The sequence below is a fragment of the Nocardia sp. CC213A genome (genome assembly GCF_030766805.1).
GTDB lineage: Bacteria > Actinomycetota > Actinomycetes > Mycobacteriales > Mycobacteriaceae > Nocardia > Nocardia otitidiscaviarum.
This window is the reverse complement of sequence record NZ_JASFXA010000016.1, coordinates 86,518-108,997: the sequence shown is the minus strand read 5'-3', so window position 1 is coordinate 108,997 and position 22,480 is coordinate 86,518. Positions and strand designations below refer to the sequence as shown.

23 protein-coding genes and 1 pseudogene are annotated in these 22,480 nt (G+C 69.2%); 10 read left to right on the top strand and 14 right to left on the bottom strand.

Annotated features, from left to right (window positions below):
* Positions 1 to 111: 111 nt before the first annotated feature.
* Positions 112 to 1,284 (top strand): glycerate kinase, encoded by a 1,173-nt coding sequence (locus QJS31_RS26370; RefSeq protein ID WP_306357992.1) that lies wholly within the window; start codon positions 112 to 114, stop codon positions 1,282 to 1,284.
* A gap of 10 nt (positions 1,285 to 1,294) precedes the next feature.
* Here QJS31_RS26370 and QJS31_RS26365 read toward each other — a convergent pair whose 3' ends face one another.
* Positions 1,295 to 1,612, bottom strand: a complete 318-nt coding sequence (locus tag QJS31_RS26365; protein ID WP_372341715.1) for a winged helix-turn-helix transcriptional regulator — start codon at positions 1,610 to 1,612, stop codon at positions 1,295 to 1,297.
* Between the two features lie 177 nt (positions 1,613 to 1,789).
* On the opposite strand from QJS31_RS26365, the gene QJS31_RS26360 reads away from it, so the two are divergent.
* Positions 1,790 to 2,665: an NAD(P)-dependent oxidoreductase gene (locus QJS31_RS26360; protein ID WP_282786037.1), complete on the top strand. Its 876-nt coding sequence runs from the start codon at positions 1,790 to 1,792 to the stop codon at positions 2,663 to 2,665.
* Positions 2,666 to 2,738: 73 nt separating this feature from the next.
* Here the strand turns inward: QJS31_RS26360 and QJS31_RS26355 are convergent, their stop codons facing one another.
* The 6 genes and pseudogenes from QJS31_RS26355 to QJS31_RS37440 all read right to left on the bottom strand — a co-directional run.
* Entirely contained in the window at positions 2,739 to 2,975 is a 237-nt protein-coding gene (locus QJS31_RS26355) for a helix-turn-helix transcriptional regulator (protein ID WP_282786036.1), read from the bottom strand.
* Positions 2,965 to 3,825, bottom strand: coding sequence for an ABC transporter permease (locus QJS31_RS26350; protein WP_282786035.1), 861 nt, complete (start codon positions 3,823 to 3,825; stop codon positions 2,965 to 2,967). Before QJS31_RS26350 ends, QJS31_RS26355 begins: the two co-directional genes overlap by 11 nt.
* Positions 3,822 to 4,751: an ABC transporter ATP-binding protein gene (locus tag QJS31_RS26345; protein ID WP_282786034.1), complete on the bottom strand. Its 930-nt coding sequence runs from the start codon at positions 4,749 to 4,751 to the stop codon at positions 3,822 to 3,824. Before QJS31_RS26345 ends, QJS31_RS26350 begins: the two co-directional genes overlap by 4 nt.
* A 151-nt stretch (positions 4,752 to 4,902) precedes the next feature.
* Positions 4,903 to 5,343, bottom strand: coding sequence for a type II 3-dehydroquinate dehydratase (aroQ, locus tag QJS31_RS26340; RefSeq protein WP_306357991.1), 441 nt, complete (start codon positions 5,341 to 5,343; stop codon positions 4,903 to 4,905).
* Positions 5,344 to 5,698: 355 nt separating this feature from the next.
* The gene (locus QJS31_RS26335; protein WP_372341817.1) at positions 5,699 to 6,658 is read right to left on the bottom strand and encodes a WYL domain-containing protein; all 960 of its coding nucleotides are present in this window, start codon (positions 6,656 to 6,658) and stop codon (positions 5,699 to 5,701) included.
* A 75-nt stretch (positions 6,659 to 6,733) separates the two neighbouring features.
* Positions 6,734 to 6,994, bottom strand: a pseudogene (locus QJS31_RS37440) (helix-turn-helix transcriptional regulator); the annotation flags it as partial.
* Positions 6,995 to 7,055: 61 nt separating this feature from the next.
* Here QJS31_RS37440 and QJS31_RS26330 point away from each other — a divergent pair.
* Positions 7,056 to 9,302 carry an excinuclease ABC subunit UvrA gene (locus QJS31_RS26330; protein ID WP_282785760.1) on the top strand — a complete coding sequence of 749 codons (2,247 nt, stop codon included), beginning with the start codon at positions 7,056 to 7,058 and terminating at the stop codon, positions 9,300 to 9,302.
* A gap of 60 nt (positions 9,303 to 9,362) precedes the next feature.
* Here QJS31_RS26330 and QJS31_RS26325 read toward each other — a convergent pair whose 3' ends face one another.
* On the bottom strand, positions 9,363 to 10,127 hold the full coding sequence (locus QJS31_RS26325) for a hypothetical protein (RefSeq protein ID WP_372341712.1): 765 nt from the start codon (positions 10,125 to 10,127) through the stop codon (positions 9,363 to 9,365).
* Between the two features lie 349 nt (positions 10,128 to 10,476).
* On the opposite strand from QJS31_RS26325, the gene QJS31_RS26320 reads away from it, so the two are divergent.
* Positions 10,477 to 12,156 carry an NTF2-like N-terminal transpeptidase domain-containing protein gene (locus tag QJS31_RS26320; RefSeq protein ID WP_282785758.1) on the top strand — a complete coding sequence of 560 codons (1,680 nt, stop codon included), beginning with the start codon at positions 10,477 to 10,479 and terminating at the stop codon, positions 12,154 to 12,156.
* A 96-nt stretch (positions 12,157 to 12,252) separates the two neighbouring features.
* Here QJS31_RS26320 and QJS31_RS26315 read toward each other — a convergent pair whose 3' ends face one another.
* Genes QJS31_RS26315 through QJS31_RS26305 form a run of 3 tightly spaced genes read right to left on the bottom strand, consistent with a single transcriptional unit; the run spans position 12,253 to position 15,316 of the window.
* The gene (locus QJS31_RS26315) at positions 12,253 to 12,645 is read right to left on the bottom strand and encodes a DUF3054 domain-containing protein (RefSeq protein WP_039818097.1); all 393 of its coding nucleotides are present in this window, start codon (positions 12,643 to 12,645) and stop codon (positions 12,253 to 12,255) included.
* Between the two features lie 51 nt (positions 12,646 to 12,696).
* Positions 12,697 to 13,794, bottom strand: a complete 1,098-nt coding sequence (locus tag QJS31_RS26310; RefSeq protein WP_306357989.1) for a YbhN family protein — start codon at positions 13,792 to 13,794, stop codon at positions 12,697 to 12,699.
* Between the two features lie 4 nt (positions 13,795 to 13,798).
* Positions 13,799 to 15,316: an adenylate/guanylate cyclase domain-containing protein gene (locus QJS31_RS26305; RefSeq protein ID WP_282783815.1), complete on the bottom strand. Its 1,518-nt coding sequence runs from the start codon at positions 15,314 to 15,316 to the stop codon at positions 13,799 to 13,801.
* A 338-nt stretch (positions 15,317 to 15,654) separates the two neighbouring features.
* On the opposite strand from QJS31_RS26305, the gene QJS31_RS26300 reads away from it, so the two are divergent.
* Genes QJS31_RS26300 through QJS31_RS26290 form a run of 3 tightly spaced genes read left to right on the top strand, consistent with a single transcriptional unit; the run spans position 15,655 to position 18,705 of the window.
* Positions 15,655 to 16,857: an AI-2E family transporter gene (locus QJS31_RS26300; protein WP_282783814.1), complete on the top strand. Its 1,203-nt coding sequence runs from the start codon at positions 15,655 to 15,657 to the stop codon at positions 16,855 to 16,857.
* On the top strand, positions 16,841 to 18,016 hold the full coding sequence (macS, locus tag QJS31_RS26295) for a MacS family sensor histidine kinase (protein ID WP_282783808.1): 1,176 nt from the start codon (positions 16,841 to 16,843) through the stop codon (positions 18,014 to 18,016). Before QJS31_RS26300 ends, macS begins: the two co-directional genes overlap by 17 nt.
* A 20-nt stretch (positions 18,017 to 18,036) precedes the next feature.
* Entirely contained in the window at positions 18,037 to 18,705 is a 669-nt protein-coding gene (locus QJS31_RS26290; protein WP_282783806.1) for a response regulator transcription factor, read from the top strand.
* Between the two features lie 55 nt (positions 18,706 to 18,760).
* Here the strand turns inward: QJS31_RS26290 and QJS31_RS26285 are convergent, their stop codons facing one another.
* Positions 18,761 to 19,174 (bottom strand): TIGR03618 family F420-dependent PPOX class oxidoreductase, encoded by a 414-nt coding sequence (locus QJS31_RS26285; protein WP_282783804.1) that lies wholly within the window; start codon positions 19,172 to 19,174, stop codon positions 18,761 to 18,763.
* On the bottom strand, positions 19,171 to 19,734 hold the full coding sequence (locus QJS31_RS26280) for a pyridoxamine 5'-phosphate oxidase family protein (RefSeq protein WP_282783802.1): 564 nt from the start codon (positions 19,732 to 19,734) through the stop codon (positions 19,171 to 19,173). Before QJS31_RS26280 ends, QJS31_RS26285 begins: the two co-directional genes overlap by 4 nt.
* Positions 19,735 to 19,805: 71 nt before the next feature.
* Between QJS31_RS26280 and QJS31_RS26275 the strand changes: the two genes are divergently transcribed.
* The 3 genes from QJS31_RS26275 to QJS31_RS26265 all read left to right on the top strand — a co-directional run bounded on the left by QJS31_RS26275 (position 19,806) and on the right by QJS31_RS26265 (position 22,010).
* Positions 19,806 to 20,261, top strand: coding sequence for a helix-turn-helix domain-containing protein (locus QJS31_RS26275; RefSeq protein ID WP_282783800.1), 456 nt, complete (start codon positions 19,806 to 19,808; stop codon positions 20,259 to 20,261).
* A gap of 228 nt (positions 20,262 to 20,489) precedes the next feature.
* Complete coding sequence (locus QJS31_RS26270) at positions 20,490 to 21,134, top strand: DUF1707 domain-containing protein (RefSeq protein WP_306358023.1); 645 nt, start codon at positions 20,490 to 20,492, stop codon at positions 21,132 to 21,134.
* A gap of 57 nt (positions 21,135 to 21,191) precedes the next feature.
* Positions 21,192 to 22,010, top strand: a complete 819-nt coding sequence (locus QJS31_RS26265) for an alpha/beta fold hydrolase (protein ID WP_306357988.1) — start codon at positions 21,192 to 21,194, stop codon at positions 22,008 to 22,010.
* A 274-nt stretch (positions 22,011 to 22,284) separates the two neighbouring features.
* Here the strand turns inward: QJS31_RS26265 and QJS31_RS26260 are convergent, their stop codons facing one another.
* A complete protein-coding gene (locus QJS31_RS26260) occupies positions 22,285 to 22,479 on the bottom strand; it encodes a type II toxin-antitoxin system VapB family antitoxin (RefSeq protein ID WP_282783790.1) in 195 nt (64 codons plus the stop codon).
* Position 22,480 lies beyond the last annotated feature (1 nt).

Sequence of the window (22,480 nt, the reverse complement as noted above, 5' to 3'; positions counted from 1 at the left end):
CCGATTGCCATTACTCGCGCTCCGGGCGTGTCGGGAGATCGGTTCGCGCGGCGACCGGGCGTGGCGCAGGTGGGGGCAGCGGTCGCTCGCCGCAGCGTGCAGACTGTGGTGATGACGCAGAAGGGGCCGCGTCGGGTGGTGCTGGCACCCGACAAGTTCAAGGGTTCGCTCACGGCGGCCGAGGTCGCGGACGCGCTCGCGCGCGGTATCAGGCGCACCGCGCCCGGCGCGGACGTGGTGCGACTGCCCGTGGCCGACGGCGGGGACGGCACCGTGGACGCCTTCCTCGCCGCGGGCTGGACGCGGGTGCACCTGCACGCGCCCGGACCCACCGGCGACCCGGCCCCCTGCTCCTACGCGCGCCGCGGCCGGACCGCGGTCATCGAACTCGCCGCCGTGGTGGGACTGTCGAAACTGCCGGGCGGGCAGCAGGATCCGCTGGGGGCCAGCACCTACGGGCTGGGGGTGGTCGTCGCGCACGCGCTCGAGCATGGCGCGCGGGAGATCGTGCTCGGCCTCGGCGGCAGCGCCTCCACCGATGGTGGCGCGGGCCTGCTACAGGCACTCGGGCTGCGGGTCCTCGCCGCCGACGGCACCGAATTGCCGTGCGGCGGCGCGGCTCTGCGGTTCGCCGACCGGATCGATCGGAGCGGTCTGCATCCCGCGCTGGCCGACGCCCATGTCATCCTCGCCAGCGATGTGGACAACCCGCTGCTCGGACCGAACGGTGCGGTGGCGGTGTACGCCCGGCAGAAGGGCGCGAAGCCGAAGGATCAGGCGCTGCTCGAGGACGCTCTGGCGAACTGGGCCCGGATCGTCGCACCCGAACTGGCCGATGCGTCCGGTGCGGGCGCGGCGGGCGGAACCGGTTTCGGCGCGCTGGCCGTCCTCGGCGCCACCAAGCGCCCGGGGATCGAACTGGTCCTGGAACTCATCGACTTCCGCACCCACCTCCGCGGTGCCGACCTGGTAATCACCGGTGAAGGGTCGCTGGACACCCAGAGCCTGCACGGCAAAGCGCCCATGGGCGTCCGGGATGCCGCCCGTGCGGCGGGCGTTCCGGTCATGGCGGTCGCCGGGCGCATCCAGCTCAGCGCGAATCAGCTGCGCGAGGCCGGTTTCACCGCGCACCTCGCCCTGTCGGATCTGGAGCCGAGCCCGGAACGCTGCATGGCCGACGCCGCTGCCATCCTCGAGCGCATCGGCCAGCGCATCGGCGCGAAGTCACCCGCGGCCGGTGACGGGCGGACCACCCGCACCGCGCATCGCGCGCGCGGCCGTTGACGCGGACCGGCTAGCTCGCGGCGGTGAGCGGACGGCCGAGCACCCGGTCCCGATTGCGCTCGCCCCAGCGCTCCAGCGGCCCCAACGCCTCGTTGAGCTCCTGCCCCAGCGGAGTCAGGGAATACTCCACCCGCGGCGGGATCTCGGGGTAGACCTCGCGGTGCACCACACCGCTGGCCTCCAGATGCCGCAGGTTCTCCGCGAGCACCTTCTCGCTGACCCCGTCCAGCAGGCGGCGGATCTCGCCGAACCGCTGCGGGCCCTCGCCGAGCACCCACATGAGGTGCAGCTTCCACTTGCCACCGACCACGTCGATGGCCACGGACATACCGCACACATCGTGATCCGCGTCACTCGCCTGCGACACCGTGTCCTCCTGACCAGATTTCGAACCTCGAGGTAAGCAACCCCACTCGAACGTGCGGTCTTCCCGAGCCTATCGGTCGCGACCAGTATCGGAGTCGGCGCCGACAGCAACCACGTCACGATTCCGAAGGGGCAAAACATGTCTCAGCAGCAGCATTCCGTCTCCGTCCTCGGTCTGGGCCCGATGGGTCAGGCCATGGTCCGGGCCTTCCTGAAGGCCGGGTACGAGGTGACGGTGTGGAACCGGAGCACGGCCAAGGTCGACGCCATGGTGGAACTCGGGGCCAAGCGGGCGGCCACCGTCGCCGAGGCGCTCGACGCCAACGAGGTCGCCGTCCTCAGCCTCACCCACTACGCCGCCATGTATGACGTGCTCGGCCAGGCCACCGACCACCTGGCGGGCAAGATCATCGCCAACCTGTCCTCAGACTCCCCGGAGCAGGCCCGCGCGGGCGGCAAGTGGGTGCGCTCGCACGGCGCGCAGTTCATCGCGGGTGGCGTCATGTCCGCGGGCGACAATATCGAGCACCCGTCGTCCTACATCTTCTACAGCGGTCCCCGCGAGGTGTTCGACGCGCACGCCGAACTGCTCACGCCGCTGAGCCCGCCGGAGTACCTGGGCGCGGACGACGGCCTGTCGCAGATCTTCTACCAGGCCCTGCTCACCGTCTTCCACCCCTGGATGCTGGCCTACGACCAGGCGCTCGCCATGATCGACCGCTCCGGCCACGACATCGCCCAGTTCCTGCCCTACGCGGTGCGCGCCGCCGGTGCCTACCCGTTCTTCATGGAGGAGTACGCCGGTGCGGCGCAGCAGGGCGGCTGGGGCGATATCTCCGCCTACCGCATGATGGACGCCGGTGCCCAGCACATCATCGACGCCAGCGAAGAAGTCGGGGTGGACGCCACCCTCTCGCACGTCTCGCAGAGCCTGTGGCGCAAGGCCATCGAGGTCTCGGACAAGGCCGGGCACGCCGTGCCGGTGTTCCGGATCATGAAGGGCGAGAGCGCCTGACCTGCCCCGGCGGGGCGCGTGTGCGGAACGCCCGCCGTCCGGCATCGGTTTCGGACGGCGGGACGGTCGCCGCTCAGGCGGTTTCGGAGCCGAGGCGGGGGAAGGGAGTGGTGGAGAAGATGACCTCCACCGGTACCTCGAAGTACTGGGCGAGCCGCAGGGCCAGGTGCAGGCTGGGGCTGTACTCGCCGCGTTCCAGATAACCGACCGTCTGGTAGTGCACGCCCAGTGCCTCGGACAGTTCCCGGCGCGAGATGCCGCGCTCGGCGCGCAGCATCGCGATCCGGTTGTAGATGACCTCAGTAGGCACGTTGCAGCGCCTTCTCCCGGCGTGCGGCCAGATTCGCGCCCGATTCGCGGCGGGCCATGCGGCGCAGCATGATCGGAGCGATGAGCAGCCCGGCCACCGTCCACGCGCCCAGTACGGCGGCGGTCTCCCAGTGCCGCCATGAACCCGCGATCTCGACGGCCACCGCGTCGTCCGGCAACATGGCCGAACGCATGCCCAGGCCCAGCCAGTAGATGGGGAACACCTGCGCCGCCCCCTGTACCCAGTCGGGCATGGCCGTGATCGGATAGAAGATGCCGGAGATCGCCACCAGACCCATGATGGGCAAGAACATGATGCCCATCGAACGCGGGTTCTCGAACACCGAGCCGAGGATCGCGCCGATCGGCAGCGTGGCCAGCAGGCCCAGTGCCATCACCCAGAGCAAGGTGAGCCAGCGGCCCACGGAATTCAGCTCCACCCCACCCACCAGCATGGTGCCGAACACCAGTATCAACAGCACCTGGGCGATGACCTGGCCGGAGGTGGTGAGGATCTTGCCGATCAGATAGCCGACCATGCCATTGGGGGTGGCCTTGGCGCGCAACAGGGTTCCGTCCTCGCGTTCCAGCGACAGATAACCCGCGATCCCGAAGATGCCGTTGAACGCCAACAGCATGCCGAGGATGCCGGGCAGTGCCAGCGCCCCCAAGCCCAGGTCGGTGGCCGCGTAGCTGCCGTTGCGCATGAAGAACAGCGCCGCCAGGGTCAGCACCGGCCAGAAGAACATGGAGAACAGGTCCATGCCGTTGGTGAGCGACTGGCGCAGTTCGATCCAGCCGCGCTGGACGCCCGCGCGCACGGCCGCGTTGACGGGTTCGGTGCGGTTCATCGGGTGACCTCCTCCAGGCTGTGCACCTCGGCCTCGCCCTGCCCGGATTCGAAGCGGCGCACCAGCGTCATATACGTGTCTTCGAGGGAGGCGCGGCGTACCTCGAGTTCCCCGATGGCCTCGCCGTGCTGCTGGAACAGCTCGTAGACGAATTTCGTCGATTCGGGCGTGGTGTGGACGAAGCGCTGACCGTCACGGGTCCAACGGATTTCGGCCTCACCGGCGATGCGGCGGGAGAGCTGGTCGGCCGAGCCGTCGGCGATGATGCGCCCGCCCGCCAGGATCAGGATGCGGTCGGCCAGCTTCTCGGCCTCGTCCAGATCGTGGGTGGTGAGCAGGATGGTGGTGCGATCGTCATCGGCGAGCCGGTGCACCAGGTCGTGGAATTCGCGCCGGGCCTGCGGATCGAAGCCCGCTGTCGGCTCGTCCAGGAACAGCAGTTCGGGTCGGCCGACGATGCCGATGGCCACATCGAGCCGCCGTCGCTGGCCGCCGGACAGGGCCATGATCTTGGCGTCGGCGTGTTCGGTGAGGCCGACGGCGGCGATGAGTTCGTCGGTGTCCCAGGGCCTTCGGACGTCCGGGGTGGCGTAGGGGGCATAGAACATGCCCAGGTGGCCGAGCAGTTCCCGCACCCGCCACTTGCCGTGATCGCGCCAGGATTGCAGCACCACCCCGAGTCGCGCCCGCCACGCCTCGTCGCCGTGCGCGGGATCGGTGCCGAGTACCTCGGCGCGGCCCGCCGACCGCATTCGAAAGCCTTCCAATATCTCGATGGTGGTGGTCTTGCCCGCTCCGTTGGGTCCGAGCAGCACCAGCACCTCCCCGCGGTGTGCCTGGAACGTGACGTCCTGGAGCACATCCCGGGTGCCGTAGCGCATGCGCAAGTTCTCGACGTCGATAGCGACGTCGTCGCCGACAGCCATAACACCTTCTCAGTAGTAAACGCCAAACAGTATGTAGCATATCTACTACATTTCACCGCGCGAAGGCTACATCTTTATTGGTTCGTGCTCCGTAGGACGGCAGCGGCCCCGTGACCGTCGGGTCACGGGGCCGCGTTCGGCGTCCGGCGATTCAGCGGGTGCAGAGGAATTCGACCGCGGCGGCGTAGCCGCGAACGCCCATGCCCGCGATGACGGCGGTGGCGATGGGGGAGATGTAGGAGTGGTGGCGGAATTCCTCACGGGCGTGCACATTGCTGATGTGCACCTCGACGATCGGGACCTCCGGGATCACCAGGGCGTCGCGCAGCGCCACCGAGGTGTGGGTGAGACCGCCGGGATTGACGACGATGCCCGACTCGACCCCGCGCGCGGCATGGACGCGGTCGATGAGCGCACCCTCGTGATTGGACTGGAAGGCCACGACCTCGCGGTCGAACCGGGCCGCGGTCGCGCGACAGAGCGCCACCACGTCGTCGAGGGTGTCGGCGCCGTACACCTCGGGCTGGCGGGTGCCGAGCATATTGAGGTTCGGGCCGTTGAGCACGAGGATCGGGCCGCGGGATTCAGCCATGACCGACACTGTATTGGAGACGGGGCATGCGAATCGACGGGCGCGCGAGTCGGTGGGGACGAGTCGGCGGTCACGCGGACGGGATGCGGCAACGATCATTGCGGCGACACGGGCGATGACGTCGGCCGATTCGCCGGGGGCGGCCTGGTCGGCGAGCTGGATCGATTCCGAGGGCAGTCTCGATGGGAGTCGGCTGGGCCGGTGGGGTTGGCCTGGTTGGAGTCGGCTGGGCCGGTGGGGCTGGCCTGGTTGGAGTCGGCCTGGTCGGTGGGGCTGGCCGATCCGGTGGGTTAGGGCGTGCACCCGAGCGACACCACTCGGGGCAGCGGCGCGGGCAATGGGTTGGTCGGAGAGATCAGGGTGCGGTTTCGGCGGCGTGGCGCAGCCGGTCGGCGAGTTCGAGGGCGCGGGCGCGGAATTCGGCCGGTTCCTCGATGATGAACGTCGCGCCGAGCAGGCCCACCCGCAGGATCAGCCATTCGAAGGAGTCCACCCGGGTGGTGACGCGGCAACTGTCCGGGCCCAGCGCCTCGATATCCCAGTCCAGGTACTTCAGCGCGTCGGCGAGCTGGGCGGCGGGCGCGGACACGGTGACCACCGCGCGGTGCCGGGGCGTGCTCATGCCCGCGCGCACGTACTCGGTGGCCGAGCGCGCGGGCAGCGGACGCGGCGGGAAATGCCGTGCGGTGCCGGTGACTTCGGCCATGCGGTCGATACGGAAGGCACGCCAGTCCGCGCGGTCCACATCCCAGGCCACCAGATACCAGCGCAGCCGCAGGTGCACCGCACGGTAGGGCTCGACGCGGCGCTGTGACGCCGTGCCGTCGCGGCCGGCGTAGCCGAAGGTCAGATACTCGTGTCCGGCCGCCGCCGCCCCCACGGTCGCCAGCACCTCCGGAGCGACGGCGGGCGCGGACTGCGGCGCGGTCTCCACCGTGGCGCGCAGAGCGGAAACCCTGGGGCGCAAGCGCTTCGGCAGGAACTGATCGAGCTTGCCGAACGCCCGGTCCGCCGCCGACCCGATATCGGCAGCGCGATCGAGGGTTTCGCCGTAACCGGATGCCGTGCGCTCGCTGATCGCGCGGTGCGGGGTTGCGTCGCCGCGTCCGTCGGTTGCGCCATGTCGGGTCGCGGCGGTGAATTCGGTGCCTTCGCCGGGCTCGGTGCGGCCACCGCGTGCGGCTGGGCCACCGCGTGCCGCTGGGTCACTGGGTTCGGCTGGGTCACTGGGTTCGGCTGGGTCACTGGGTTCGGCTGGGTCACTGGGTTCGGCTGGGTCACTGGGTTCGGCTGGGTCACCGCGTGCGGTGGGCACACCGGGTTCACCCGGGGCGGCCGATCCGGTCCCGCCGTCCCGCGGCGTCGCCGGTGGCGCCGTCGCGCCGAGCAGCGCCAGGCCGACCAGGGTCGCCACCGCCTCGTCGTCGTCGAGCACCAGCGGCGGCAGGGTGCGGCCCGCCGCGAGCTGGTAGAACCCGGTGGGGCCGGGCTGGGTGGACACCGGATAGCCGTACCCGCGCAGCCGCTCCACATCGCGGCGGAGCGTGCGCGGACTCACCTCCAGGCGGGCCGCCAGCTCCTGGCCGCTGAAGCGTCGCCCGGTCTGGAGCTGGGCGAGCAGTTCGAGCATGCGGCGGGTGACATCGGCCATGCCCCCATTCTGGACCCGATTGCGGTCAGAATCCGGCCGCAATGGCTCCTAGCGTGGGCTTATGACCACATTCGAGCAGCACCGCGTGATCCGCATCCGCGCCGCCCGCACCAACAACCTGTGCAGCGTCGACCTCGAGGTGCCGCGCAACAGCCTGGTGGTATTCGCCGGGGTGTCGGGTTCGGGCAAGTCCTCGCTGGTCTTCGACACCATCGCCGCCGAGGCCGGATACCAGGTCAACGAGACCTATCCGCCGTTCGTGCGCAATCGCCTGCCACGCTGGACCCGGCCGGAGGTCGACCACATCGAGGGGCTGTCCCCCGTGGTGGTCATCGATCAGCGGCGGCTCGGCGGCAATGCCCGCTCCACCGTCGGCACCAGCACCGACGCCTACAGCTATCTGCGACTGCTGTTCTCACGGGTGGGTGAGCCGTATGTCGGTGAGTCCAACCACTTCTCGTTCAACGACCCGGCCGGAATGTGCCCCACCTGCTCCGGGCTCGGCGACACCGTGCAGACCGCCGTGGAGCGGGTGCTCGATCCGGACAAGTCGCTGGAGCAGGGCGCGATCCTGTTGCCGGGCTTCGGAAACGGGCAGTACTGGTATCGGCAGTACTCGGATATCGGCTCGTTCGACCCGACCACCCCGCTGCGGGAATGGACCGAGGACCAGCGCCGCGCGCTGCTGTACGGCGGGGAGGCCGCCGCCCGCCTCGGCACCCGCCCGCCGCAGGACTACGAAGGCGTGATCGAGCGCTTCGAACGCGTCTACCTGCACACCGCGGACAACCTCTCCGAACGCAAACAAGCTGTCCTGCAACACTTCACCGATACTCGGCCCTGCCCGGACTGCCACGGCGAACGGCTGTGCGCTGCCGCCCGCACCGCCCGCGTGCTCGATCGCACCATCGTCGAAATGAGCCGGATGGAGATCGCCGAACTGGCGGAACTGATTCCGGACGTCACCGAAGCGAGTGTCGCGCCGGTGGTTTCCGCCCTGACCGAACGCCTGCGCGCCCTCACCGCCATCGGCTTGGGCTATCTCAGTCTGGCCCGTCCGACCACCACGCTGTCCGGCGGCGAATCACAGCGCATCAAGACCGTCCGGCACCTCGGCGGCAGTCTCACCGAAATGCTGTACATCTTCGACGAACCCACCACCGGACTGCATCCCTACGACGTGGAATCGCTGACCGGGCTGCTGAAACAGTTGCGGGACAAGGGCAATACCGTGCTCGTGGTCGAACACGATCCCGATGTCATGCGGATCGCCGATCGCATCGTGGAGATCGGGCCGGGGGCGGGCACCGCCGGGGGAGAGGTGGTGTTCGAGGGTTCGTTCGCGGACCTGCGCACCGCCGACACCCCGACCGGGCGCGGACTGCGCGCCCGCCGCGCGCCACTCGAACCCCGCGTACCCACCGGCAAGCTGCGCGTCGAGAACGCCACCCGCAACAATCTGCGCGATGTGTCCGTGGATATTCCGACCGGCGTGCTGACCGTGCTCACCGGCGTGGCCGGATCGGGAAAGTCCAGCCTGGTCGCCGAACTGGTGCACCAGCATCCCGCCACCGTGGTCGATCAGCGCCCGGTCACCACCAACCGCCGCTCCACCCCGATCACCTACACCGGAATCGCCCCGGCGGTGCGCAAGCTGTTCGCCGCGCGCAATGGCGTGCGGCCCACGCTGTTCAGCGCCAATTCGGAAGGGGCCTGCCCGACCTGCAAGGGACTCGGCGTCGTGTACACCGACCTCGCCTTCCTGGACGGTCAGGAGACCGTGTGCGAGACCTGCGGCGGCCGCCGTTTCACCCCCGAGGTGCTCGCCTACACGGTCGACGGCCTGACCATCGCCGATATCGACGACCTCACCATCGACGAGGCCGCCACCCGGCTGCCCACGGCGGCCATCACCGGCCCGCTGCGGCACCTGGCGGCGGTCGGCCTCGGGTACCTGCGCCTGGGCCAATCCCTGACCACCCTCTCGGGCGGCGAATGCCAACGCCTGAAGATCGCCAAGGAGTTGGCCACCCGCGACGCCCACACCCTCTACGTGCTCGACGAACCCACCACCGGCCTGCACCTGTCCGATATCGACACCCTGCTCGCCGTCCTGGGCACCCTCGTCGAGCAGGGGAACACGGTGGTCGTCATCGAACACAATCTCGACGTCATCCGCCGCGCCGACCACGCCATCGACCTGGGCCCGGGTCCCGGCCGCCACGGCGGACGCATCGTCTTCGAAGGCACGCCGGAAGCCCTGAGCCGCCACTCCGACTCGAAAACCGGCCTCGCCCTGCGCGATTGACCGCGTACCGGCGCGGGTCCGGCGATCGCCACCGGCGTCGCGGGCTCGTCGGCCTGTGCCCTACAGGTCGCGCGGGCCTTCCGCGCGCAGTTCGTCCACCTTGCGCATGGCATCGCGCAGTTCGGCCAGCCATGCCTCCGCGTGTTGGCCCGCGAGCTTGACCGTCCACGCCAGGGCGTCCGATCGGGAGCGCGCCACACCGGCGTCCACCAGGGTGTCGAGCACCTTGCGTTCGGGCTGGCGCAATCGCGTCATGACCGGGGCCGCCACATGGGTGAACATGATGCGCTCGTCGCCGACCCGGACGCCCCAGGAGACGGTGCGCCCGTAGCGGTGCTGCGCCTCGGCGGCGATCCGCATGCGCGCCGGGCGGGTGGTCTCTCGGAAGCGGGCGACGAGTCCCTCGCGGGTGGCCCGGGGTACCTCGGCGGACCCGGACGCGGCCGCCGCGTCGGAATCGGCGGCGGTGGAGCCGCTGTCGGCGGCCTCGCTGTCGGTGGCGCGCGCCCCGGCGTCCTTGCCCGAGGTGTCCTTGCTCCCGGCGGCGCTGCCGGTCGCGGCTTCCGGCTCGGTACCGCCCGTGGCGGCGGTCGCCTTGCCCGCGCGGGTTGTCGGCGGCGCGTCCGGAGCGTCGCCCGGGGGGAGTGGCAGTTCTCCGATCACGACGATTTCGTCGCGGTCGATCTCGAGGGTTGCCGGTCCGGTGAACCAGTCGGAGGGCAATCTTCCAGCGAACCAATCGGGGGCGTCCGCGGGGTCCGGGAGATCGGCTTGCTGCCACCCTCCGGGCCGTCCGAATCCGCGTCCGCGCTGTCCGTATTTCATGGCGTTCACACTCACTTACTGCGTGGAGCTGTAATGCTGATTACAACGTTACAACGCTTGCGGTGTCGTGGATTCTGCTCTCGGAGAACGTGATAGAACTGGGGCCGGAGGGTTGGTGATCTTGCCGAATGGGTACTACGGCACAAGAACCAATCGGTCGGTCATCTGCGGTCGGAGGCGGAAGTCGTTGACGGACCGCCGATCCGACAATCGATCCCGCATGACCGAAATCGGCACTATGGTGGTGGTGCTCGGCGTGGCACGCCAGGCGTGAAGGTGGCACCGCGGGCAATCGGTTCGCGGTACCGTGGTCTTGTTGCTGAAGTGGCAAGAGTGAAGAGTGGGCGATATGGATGTGTGGGGATCCCGCCGCTTCCGGGTACGGGCCGCGATCGCGCTCGCGGCGGTGGCCGCCGTTGCGATCGGGATGGGGTCGTGCGCGGTGCGCGAGCGGTCCAACGGCCCCGAGGCCGTGGTCGAGAAGTTCACCGAACTGCTCGACGCCAAGGACTACGAGGCCGCCGGTCGGCTGACCTCGTATCCGAACGGAGCTTCGGCAACCCTGAAGCAAGTATTCAGCGGCCTGGAACCCGGCACACCCGACTACGAGAAGACCCAGTTCATCACCCTCGACGGCACCACCGGCCTGTTCAGCCTCACGGCGACCTGGACCTTCGGTGAGAACAAGGTCTGGAAGTACGACCTGCAGGGCACCATCCGCAAGCTCAGTCTGGGTTGGCGCATCTCCTGGGAGCCCACCGTCGTCATGCCGCAGCTCGACAGCAAGCGCACCGTCCGGCTGGTGCGCACCTATGCCACCCCGTCACCCAAGGTCGTCGACATCACCGGCGCGCCGCTGATGACCGAGCAGGTCATCAATGTGATCAAACTCGACCCCGCCAAGACCGGCGACCCGGCGGGCTCGGCGCACGCGCTCGCCGCCGCCATCGAACCCGTCGCGCCGCTCATCACGGGTGAATCGCTGCTGGCCGACCTCTCGTCCTCGCAGGGCAAGCCGATCGTGGCCGTCAACCTCCGCGAAGGCGACTTCAACATCTTGGAACCGCGCATGGCCGTCATTCCCGGTGTCGTCATGGAGAAGCAGCCCCGGCTCATCTCGGCCGACCGTCGGGTCTGGTCGCCCATGCTGGACTCGCTGCGCAAGGTGTGGCAGGACAACAACGACGAGCGGGCCGGATGGGGAGTGCAGCTCTTCGGCCCCGACGACAAGTTCATCACCCAGCTCGCCGGGGAACAGGGCCCGCCCGGGCCCGATATCGCCGCCACCATGGATCAGCGCCTGCAGCGGGCGGCCGAGGACGCCGTGGTGAGCTACTGGGGAGCCGCGTCCATCGTGGCCATCCAGCCGTCCAGCGGCGCGGTGGTCGCGGTCGCGCAGAACAGTCAGGCCAGTGCCCAGGGCGCGGTGGCGTTCACCGGCCTCTACCCGGTGGGCGGCATGGTGGAGCTGTTCAAGAACCTGGCCGCCGTCGTGAAGCAGAAAGCGCCGCAGGATGTTTCGCTCGGCGACGTGTCGGAGGCGGCGAGCCTGCTCGGCGTCGGCATCGACTTCCAGGTGCCCGGACTGGACGAGGTGAGCGGTCGCCTGCCCACTGCGGGGCGCGGCGAACAGGTGAAACAGGGTGGCGCGGGGGACACGCTGCTGGCCAGCCCGTGGGGGATGGCCATCGCCGCGGCCGCCATCGCCCACGGACAGACCCCCAGGCCCATGATCGAGATCGGCACCCCCGCCACCGTCGAGGCCGACCTGCCCCCGTTCTCGGGTGAGGTCGCTGACCGGCTGCGCGGCATGCTCCGCGACGCCACCGGCGCGCCGGAACTCGCCAGTCTGCACCGCTACCAGAACGTCAACGCGTTCGCCGCCACCGCGGGCACCAGCGGCTGGCTCATCGCCACCATGGGCGATCTTGCCTTCGCCGTGCACATCGACAATATCGACAGCGGCGACGCCACCGCCCGGATGGCGGCCCGCATGCTCCAGTCGCTGGCCAGCCCGGACACCGCCTAGCGGATCGGTCCTACGCTCGAGCGGCCCGGAACCGAATGGTTCCGGGCCGCGGCAGGTTTCGGGGCAGTCGTTCGGATCACCGGGCAGTCGTACGGATCAGTTGGCGCGCAACGCCTTCCGCGCGGCGCGCGGGCCGAGCAGGAAGAGCGCGAGGGCGGTAGCCGCCACCAGGATGAAACTGAACGCCGTGCCCTGGCCACTGACCACGCGCAGCAGCATGCCGCCGATCAGCGTGGTCGCCCAGATGATCACGCCCGTCGGCCACAGCGACCACCCGTCGAAACGCCGTACCGCCGTATCGAAGTCGCGCTCGGACTGCCACACGCACACCGCGAAGGCGATGGCCCAGCCCAGAATGAGTCCGGCCTCGAACGGCCAGGCGGTGCGCGCCAATCCCGTCAGAATCGACTCGTCGTGACTGCTGCGCCCGATCGCACAGAACAGGACCACCAGCACGGCATCGACGACGAACGGCAGCGGTTTCTTCACGCGCCACAGGGTAGTGCGCCCGCTACCGGTCCCCGCGCAGGGACACCCGGCTCAGGCGGTGCCGACCTCGGGGTCCGGCTGGCGGCGCTCGCTCACCAGCGGGGTGCGGCGCTGTTCGAACTCCTTCTCGTAGTCGGCGTCGTCGGCGTGCGGGGTGCGGAACAGGAAGCCGAGGACGATCCAGCCGACGATCGCCACCAGGACGAAGCTGACCATGCGGTAGGCGAAGGCGGCCGCCACCGCCTGCGCGGCGGGCAGACCGGCGAACGCGGTGAGACCGTAGATGAGGGTGGCGTCCACGTAGACGATGCCGCCCGGCGCGAACGGAATCGAACCCACCGCCTTCCCGGCGGCGAAGGCCAGCACCAGCCCCGCCAGGCGCGGATCGGCCCCCACCGCGTAGCAGGCCGCGCCCAGACAGGCCACATCCGCACCGCGGTGCAGCACCGCCCAGAACGCCACCCACGCGCCGTCCCGGCGGCCCAGGTCCACCGACTCCAGCTGGCTCACGATCTCGGCCAATTTGTCCTCGCCGCGATCACCGGCGCGATGCCGGATCCGATTGATCACGTGCAGCACCCGGCGCACCACCGCCTCGATGGTGCCGGGATGCTTGGCCACGTAGTTCCCGGCCCACACCAGCAGCACCACCGCGCCCAGCGACACGATCAGCTTCAGCGGCCCGACCCGGGCGCCCACCAGCAGCGCGCCCAGCACGCCCAGCAGCGCCAGCCCGGACGCCGCGACCACCCCGGACATGACCAGCTGCCAGGAGGCCACGATGGGGCTCGCGCCCCAGCGTCGGGTCTGCCGGTACGTGAACGCCGTCGAGAACACCTGCCCGGCGGGCAGCGTCAACGCCATGCCGGTGGACCCGTACACCACCGACACCGATTTGCGCTGACTCACCCGCACGCCGCCCGCGCGCAGCAGCTGTTTCTGCACCCGGCCGTAGCCGCTCATCGACACCGCCTGCAACCAGACGCAGACGGCGACCCAGCCCCAATGGATTTCGGTGAGCTTCTGCCAGGATTCCGACAGGCGCGGATACAGATATATGCCCTCGGCGATCAACAAAGCGGCAAGTGCGGCACCAAGTACCCATTTCACCCACCAGAACCGGTGGCGTGTGCTACTCGGGGCCGTCACGCCGTCAGCCTAACGAACCGATGGCCGCGGCGTCTGCAGTCATTTCCTCGCCGCTCTGCTTGGGCCAGGCCAGACGCGTTTTTCTGCGACGGCCGCGCAGCTGCACCTCCTCGCCCGTTTCCCAGTGCCGCTGTTCGGGATCGTCGGCGAAATACAGCGCGCTCGACGAGGTGAGCACCCGTTCGGGACGCTCCTTCGCCAGTTCCGTCAGCCGGGCCGCCTCGTTCACCGGATCACCGATGACCGTGTACTCGAAACGATTCGCCGCGCCGATATTCCCGGCCACCGCCAAACCGGCCGAAACTCCGATACCGATATCCAACCCCGGCACTTCCCGCAGGGCTTCGCGCAGCTCACGGGCGGCGGCCAGGGCGGCGGTGGGCGCGTCGGGACGGTCCAGGGGCGCGCCGAAGATGGCCAGCGCCGCATCACCGACGAATTTGTTGATGAGGCCGTGGTGGCGGTCGATGACATCCACCACGATGCGGAAGAATTCATTGAGCAGGCTGACGACCTCGGTGGGCGGACGTTCCGCGGCGGTTGCGGTGGAACCGACCATATCCACGAACAACACCGCCACGAATCGCGTTTCACCACCGAGCTCGGTGCCGTACTCCAAGGCGCGCCGGGCCACATCCTCACCGACATGCTGACCGAACAATTCCTGAAGTTCGCGACGTTTGGCGGCTTCGTCCATCATGCGGTTGAAGCCGACCTGCAGCAGCCCGATTTCCGAGCCGTCGAAAACCTCCACCTGCACATCTCGCGCCCCCTCCTGCACGCGGTCGATGGCCTGACTGAGCTGGCGAATCGGATCGGAAATACTCGACGCCGTCAGCATGGACAGCGCCAGCGCCTGCATGATCACCACACCGCACAGCAGCAGAATCGACACCGCCAGCGACTGCGCGGAAAACTGCACGCGAGAAGAAATCTGCGTGACGCACAGCAGCACGATCGCGATGACCGGTGCGAAGGTACCCATACCCCAGGTCATGGCCATCCGGGTGCCGACACCCGCGGTGAGCGTGTGATCGAAGGTGCCGGTGGACAGCGCCTCGGCCGCCACCGGGCGCAGAATCCGTTCCCCCAGCATGTAGGTGAAACCGAAGACGATGGTGGCGGCCATACATTCGGTGACGATCACCGCGGCCGCCAGCTCCGGCGTGCGCACGATGATCAGCGAGGCCAGCACACCGCCGCCCAGCAGCCACAGCGCCAGATGCACGATCGACTGCCGCAGCGGCGCGTGCAGCGCCGCCATCTGCTCCTGCCGGCTCGGCGGCCCGCCGCGCATCTGCCAGCGCATGACCGGCCGCAGCATGAGCGCCGACGCGGCCAGGCTCAGAATGCCCCCGATCACGAAGACCGTGCCGGGAATCAGCAGCCCCGTCTCCCGGGTCGCCGCCGTCCCGCCCTCCGGCACCGGCAGCCCGTACTGGATGAAAGCCCACACCAGGACAGCACCGAACGCATTGGCCGCCAGCATGGATGCGAGATACAGCGGCCAGCGGGTTCGCATGGTCTGTTTGACCGCTTCCAGGGGCGCTGACACGCTCACCAATCTAGCTCCCCCGCCTCCCCGCGACTCTTCGCGCACGGCTGAGAGCCGTTCACGGTTATGCACGCGTGCCGGCGGTCGAGTGCCGACCCGAATTCGGGCGTACCCGGCGAGTTACCTGCTTCTTAACGAGATCGGTTGTTTCGTCGGCTGCTCGGGGCGTGGGGGAGCGCGTCGAACAGTGCGGGTACGGCGCTATGAGCGAAACGGACAGTAGGCTCGCAGCCGTGAGCGAGGGGCAGCAGCAGGTGGCGGACGCCGGGACCCGGGACGGGGTGCGGCGGCGGGATGCCGAGGCTGTGCACCCGCTCGTGCGGCAGGCGTCGGAGTGGGCGTGGCGGCTGCTGATCATCTTCGCGGCGGTGCTGGCGGTGGCGTGGGTGGCGCATCGGCTCTCGGCGATCACCATTCCGCTGGCCATCGCGCTGCTCGGGGCGGCGCTGCTGTCGCCGCTGGTGGACTGGATGCAGCGGTTCGGGGTGCCGCGGTCCATCGGGGTGTTCGTGGCGCTCGCGGGATCGCTCGGACTGCTCGCCGGGGTGATGACCTTCGTGATCGAACAGTTCGTCATCGGCGTGCCGCAGCTGACCGACGAGTTCAAGAACAGCGTCACCGAGATTCAGGACTGGCTCATCAACGGGCCCTTCCACCTGAGCACCGAGCAGATCCGCAATGCCGGTGACACCCTCGTCAAGACCATCGAGAACAACCAGGACACGCTGACCAGCGGGGCGCTCACCACCGCCACGGCCATCGGCGAGTTCTTCACCGGGATCTTCCTGACCCTGTTCATCCTCATCTTCTTCCTCTACGGCGGTGAACAGATCTGGGAGTTCGTCACCCGGGTCATCCCGACCGCGCAGCGCGAACGGACCCGCACCGCCGGACGGCTCGGTTTCGGCACCCTGACCGGATTCGTGCGGGCCACCGTACTGGTGGCGGCCGTCGACGCCGTGGGCATCGGAGCGGGACTGGCCATTCTGAGCGTGCCGCTCGCGCTGCCGCTGGCCTCCCTGGTGTTCATCGGCGCGTTCATCCCCATCATCGGATCCTTCATCGCCGGGTCGGTGGCGGTGTTCATCGCCCTCATGACCAAGGGCCTCGTCACCGCGCTCATCGTGCTCGGCATCACCATCGCGGTCATGCAGCTGGAAGGCCATGTGCTGCAACCGCTGCTGCTCGGTCGGGCCGTGCGCATCCACCCGCTGGCGGTGGTGCTGGCGATCGCCGCCGGAGTGGTGCTGGCCGGTATCGCGGGCGGTCTGCTCGCGGTGCCGTTCGTGGCGGTGCTGAACACCGCCATCCGGTCGCTGCTGGCGGATTCCCCCGATGAGCTCTACCAGGAGCTGCACACCGGGAATCCACGCAAACCGATGTTCAGCGCCGAACCCGACACCGACCCCAGCCCGCTCGAACTGTCCCCACCCGCACCGAAGCCACCCGGGTCCAACTCCGCGCGGGGCGAGTCGAGACAGGGCGACACCGGTGACCCCGCGGACTGACCTCGATCCCGGCTATGCCGCCGCCGCGCCGCTGTGGCGGGCGGCGCAGGTGTTCCGGCTGGTCACCCTGATCTACGCGATCGCACAGCAGTTCGCGTCGGTGCGCTACTACGAGCGGCCCGGCCTGAGCTGGGCGTTCATCGGCGTGATGGTGGTGTGGTCGGTGGTCTCCTCGGTCCTGCTGTCGCACTGGCTGGTGCGGGGCACCGCCGGAATGCGGACCGCGGTGGTCGTGGGCGACCAGGTGGTGGTCATCGCGCTCATGGCCGCCACCCGGCTGGTCGCCGACTACGACTGGTACCACGGCCACCAGACCCTGCCAACCACGCTGTGGGCCGCCAACGCCGTCATGTCGGCCGCCATCCGCTGGGGCCCGCTCGGCGGCATCGGCTCGGGCGCGCTGATCTCCCTGGCCAGCACCACGGTGCGGGCGCAATGGGATGTGGACGTGTGGAAGGACGCCACCGCCCCGGTGCTGATCTCGGTGGGCCTGGCGATCGGCCTGGCGGCCAATACCGCGCGCCGGGCCCAGCAGCAGTTGCAGGAGGCGGTCCGGCTCAACGCCGCCACCCAGGAGCGGGAGCGGCTGGCGCGCGAGGTGCACGACGGGGTGTTGCAGGTGCTCAGCTACATCAAGCGGCGCGGCGGCGAGATCGGCGGCCCCACCGCGGAACTGGCGCAGCGTGCGGGGGAGCAGGAGGTGGCGTTGCGGGTGCTCATCTCCGAGCAGGTGGTGCGCGCCGACACCGGTGGCGGACAGGAGGATCTGCGACCGCTGCTCACCGCGCAGGCGACACCGGTGGTCTTCGTCTCCACACCGGGCCATCCCGTCCCGCTCGGGCGGCGGATGGCGCGGGAGGTGGCGGCCGCCGTCGCGGCGGCGCTGTCCAATGTCGCCGCGCACGCCGGGAATGGAGCGAAAGCCTATGTGCTGCTGGAGGATACCGGCGGCGAGGTGATCGTGAGCGTGCGCGACGACGGCCCCGGCATCCCCGAGGGCCGCTTGGTCGCCGCCGAAGCCGAAGGGCGGCTGGGGGTTTCACGCTCGATCGTCGGCCGGATCGCGGCGCTCGGGGGTACGGCGGAACTGTTCACCGACACCGAGACCGGAACGGAGTGGGAGTTCCGGGTACCGCGCGAGCGCGAGGCCCGACAATGAGAGGTGACACGGGAGGCGATATGTCGGAAGACACCGGAGAGCACCGGATCTCGGTCATGGTGGTGGACGACCACCCCATGTGGCGCGACGGGGTCGCCCGCGATCTCACCGAGGCCGGATTCGAGGTGAGCGCCACCGCCGACGGGGTGGGCACGGCCGCCCGGCGTGCCGCCGCCGTCCGCCCCGACGTCGTCCTCATGGATATGAACCTGCCCGACGGCAACGGTGCCACCGCCACCGCCGACATCCTGCGCGTCTCACCGGAGAGCCGAGTGCTGGTGCTCTCGGCGTCGGCCGAACGCGACGACGTGCTCGACGCCATCAAGGCCGGGGCGCTCGGCTACCTGGTGAAAAGCGCCTCCGCCGCCGAACTCGCCGACGCCGTGCAGGCCACCGCGGCGGGACAGGCCGTCTTCACCCCCGGACTGGCCGGTCTGGTACTCGGTGAGTACCGGCGGATCGCCAACACTCCGCCCGACCGCGACGAACCCCACCGGCCCGCCCTCACCGACCGGGAGACCGAGGTGCTGCGCATGGTCGCCAAGGGACTGTCCGCCAAGCAGATCGCCACCCGCCTGCACCTCAGCCACCGCACCGTGGAGAACCACGTGCAGTCCACGCTCCGCAAACTCCAGTTGGGCAACCGGGTCGAGCTGACCCGCTACGCCATCGAACAGGGGTTGGAGTAGTGCCGTCTGCACGCGGTTCGTGACCGATCGCTGATCTCGCTCGCCTGGCTCGGCGTCAGTCGCCGGCGAAATCCTTCGTCCACACGTGGACCGGGTCGATGGCGTAGACGACCCGTTCTTCTTCCCGGGGGTATGGCACTCCCAAGTATTTGTGCGACATCCGGTCGATCACGACCCAGGCCGAATCCCCAGTCAGCCGGCGAGCCACCCGCCCGCGCACCGTGGCCATGACGAAGGGCCGTTGGTGATCGGTGACGGAGATCGCCACGCGGTCATCCCGTTCGAGGTTGCGGGCCTTGCGTGCGTCCGGTCCGGTGAGGAACACGATCGTGTCGCCCTCGACGTCCACCCAGATCGGAACGGTATGCGGTGATCCGTCCGGCAGCAGGGTGGCGATATGGGCGTAGTTGGTTCCGGTGAACAGGTTCCGCACCGCCTCGGGCAGGGCGCGCTCCTCGTGCAGGCTCATCGGTCGAACTCCCATCGGGTCGATCGGGCGGCGTAGCGTTCGTCCGTGCCGAGTCCGCGGACCGTCACGGGTTCGATGGCGAAAACCAGGTAGGGCGGCGGCCCGGCGGCCGGCGCACCGAACGGGGCATGGAAAGCTCCGTCCGGGGTCACTTCCACCGGCCAGCCGTATTTGGTCCGGTAGCCGTCGGCGATGCGGGCGAGGCGGTCGGCGTCGTCCACCTGTCTTGCGACACCCTCGTATATGACGTCCATGCCCTCCGTCGATGTCGCCAGCGTGCAGGGTGCCTGTCGCATCAACGCGGTCTTGCGCGCGGTGGACGACGATGTCGAGCACAACACACCGTCACATACCACGGCGAAGACCGGCCGCACATGTGGCGATCCGTCCGAGCCCTGACTGACATTCCAGTAGAGCTCTGTGGCGTCGAGCCGCTCGAGGCCGAGCTCCCACGGCAGGACGTCGTCCCGGTCAGGCACGTGAAGTTGGTCGTCGTCCCATTGCCGGACGATGTTGATGGCTTTGCTCGGCGTCGGTTCGGTGCGGAGAGGATCAGGCATGGCGGGCACTCCTTGTAAGTTCCTTCAGGAGACTAACACAGTAAGTTCCCTGAGGGAACTATAATGTGCTGATGCAACGTACGGATTTCGGTGCGATGGCCTGTTCGATCGCGCGCACCTTGGACGTCGCGGGTGAGCCGTGGTCGCCGCTCATCATGCGCGATGTCTACGTCGGCATCTGCCGCTTCGACGACATCCAACGTGACCTCGGGATCTCCCGCAAAGTCCTGACCCAACGCCTTCGCTGGCTCGAGGATCAGGACATGCTGGCGCGCCGCCGGTACTCCGAACAACCGCCGCGATCCGAGTACGTGCTCACCGACAAGGGTCTGGCGTTCTGCGACGTGTTGGTCGTCATGGCCGCGTGGGGCGACCAGTGGGCCGTCGGCCCCGAAGGGCCCCCGGCGCTGCATCGCCACCGCGAGTGCGGCCGCATCACGCGCGTGCGCCTGTGCTGCGATCAGTGCGATGCTCGGCTGACCGCCGCTGACATCGACGTCCTGCCCGGCCCGGGCGCAGGGACCTGATTCGCGAGCTCAGCCGTCTCGCGCGACGTCGGCGCGGTTCTCGCGGAGGGCCGGGACCCGGGACGTCCGCTGCGCGCCAGGGTTCGGCCGTGGCGACGCGGGTCCGCAGGATTCGCGGTGATAACTGATGTTCAGGGATTGCCCTGATGTGCGGCGGGCCGGATCGTCGCTAGCCTAGATGGCATGGGTGGTCCTGAAGCGGTTTCCAGGGTGGGCGCCGAGCACGTGGTGGGCGACCGCGACCTGCGGGTGTCCGACGCCGAGCGCGAGCACGTGGGGCGGCTGCTGCAACGTGCGGTCGGGCTCGGCATGCTGTCGCTCGGCGAGTTCACCGAACGCATGGACACGGCGCTGGCGGCCAAGACCCGCGGCGAGTTGAACACGGTGCTGGTCGATTTGCCGGGGATCCGGCTGGCCGGACAGCCCGGGCCGCGGCCCTTCCCGGGGCCGCCACCGGCCGCACCGCACGGCCAGCCCACGGTGCGGCACGTCCCGAACCCGTCCGGGGGGAACATCATCCGCGCCCGCATGTCCGGCGTCACCCGCAAGGGCCGCTGGCAGGTGCATCCGACACTGCTGGTGGACAGTTTCCTCTCCGGTGTGACGCTCGACTTCACCCAGGCCGTCATGTCCACGCAGATCGTGGAGATCCGGGCCGATATCAGCGGTGGCTCACTGAATCTCGTGCTGCCGTCGGAGGCTACCGCCGATCTGAACGGGCTCGAACTCGTCGGCTCCGGCGTCACCAACAAGGTGCACACCGGACCGCCCATGGGGCCGCTGCACCTGGTCGTGCACGGCCGCATCCGCTTCGGCTCGGTCACCGCCAAGCATCCGCTCTCGGCGCACTGGAAGAAGCTCATGGGGATGTGATTCCGGCAACGCCGCACCGGACCCCGGGTGCGGCGCACGCGCGGTATCGTCGCGCTCATGGTGGTTCACGGCTCGGTCGACGCGATTCCGGTACCCGAACCGAGACTGCGGACCGGGCGTGGTGCCCCGGTGCTGTTGCTGCACGGATTCCTGCTCACCTGGCAGTCCTGGGGCGCGGTCATCGACGATCTGGCCGGTGACCACGACGTCCTCGTCCCCACCCTGCCCGGCCACTTCGGCGGACCGCCCGCGCGGCAACCCGCCACCATTCCCGGACTGGTCGATCACGTCGAAGCCATGCTCGACGAAGTCGGTTGGCGCACAGCACATCTGGTGGGCAATTCGCTGGGCGGGTGGATTGCCTGCGAACTCGCCGCGCGCGGTCGCGCCGCCACCCTCACCGCCATCGCGCCCGCCGGGTTCTGGCCCGACCGCCCCACCGCCGAAACCCTCATCCGCAAATTTCGCTCCTTCGGCCCGCTGGTCGGCCTCAACACCGCCGACGGCCTGCCGGTCATGCCGAATATGCTGCGCAGCTTGCTGATTCCGCTGCTGGCCCATCAGCCCGCCGTCGTCCCCAACCGCCTCGCCAACGCCATGGCCGCCACCCCCGCACACTGCACCATCATCAAGGACCTGGCCGAAGACCCCGCCATCCCAGCCGGTTTCACCAAACTCCCCGAACTGGACCTCCCGATCACCATCCTGCGCCCCGAACACGACCGCATCATCCCGCCCCACTTCTACGCCCCCGACGCCTTCACCGGCCACCCCACCCTGACCGACCGCCCCCTCCCCGGCGTCGGCCACGTCCCCATGCTCGAGGCCCCCACCCTCATAGCCACCGAAATCCGCAAATCCATCGCCCGCGCCTGAATCCCACCGGCATCGCGGTGATCGGGCTCCGCCATCACCGATCTGCGTGCATCACCGATCTGCCGTGCCATCACGGGAGGAATCGGAGCTGCTCGCGAGGCGCGTGGAGCTGCTCGCGAATCGCGACGGTGGGTGGCTACCCGCCTCTGGGGGTCTGCGGCGCGCGATCGCGGTCGGATCCGGCTCGTGCTCGACGTCGATCCGGTCGTCGCCGGGCTCACAGCCGACCGAATCACATGTTCGTGCGGTGCGCGGCGTCGATGCCCGAAGAGGTTCAGCGTTCGTCGAATTCGGGGTACGAGCCGCGCAGGCCACCCGCCTTCACCCAGTCCGCGAACTGTTCGCGGCGACGGCGGCCCACCACGTCGGCGAGCGCGGCGTTGACGGTGGCGGTCAACTCCGAGGTGCCGAGGATGGCGGCGGCCTCGGCCAGCAAGGTGTCGTCGATGTGCGGCGCGGGGCGGGACATC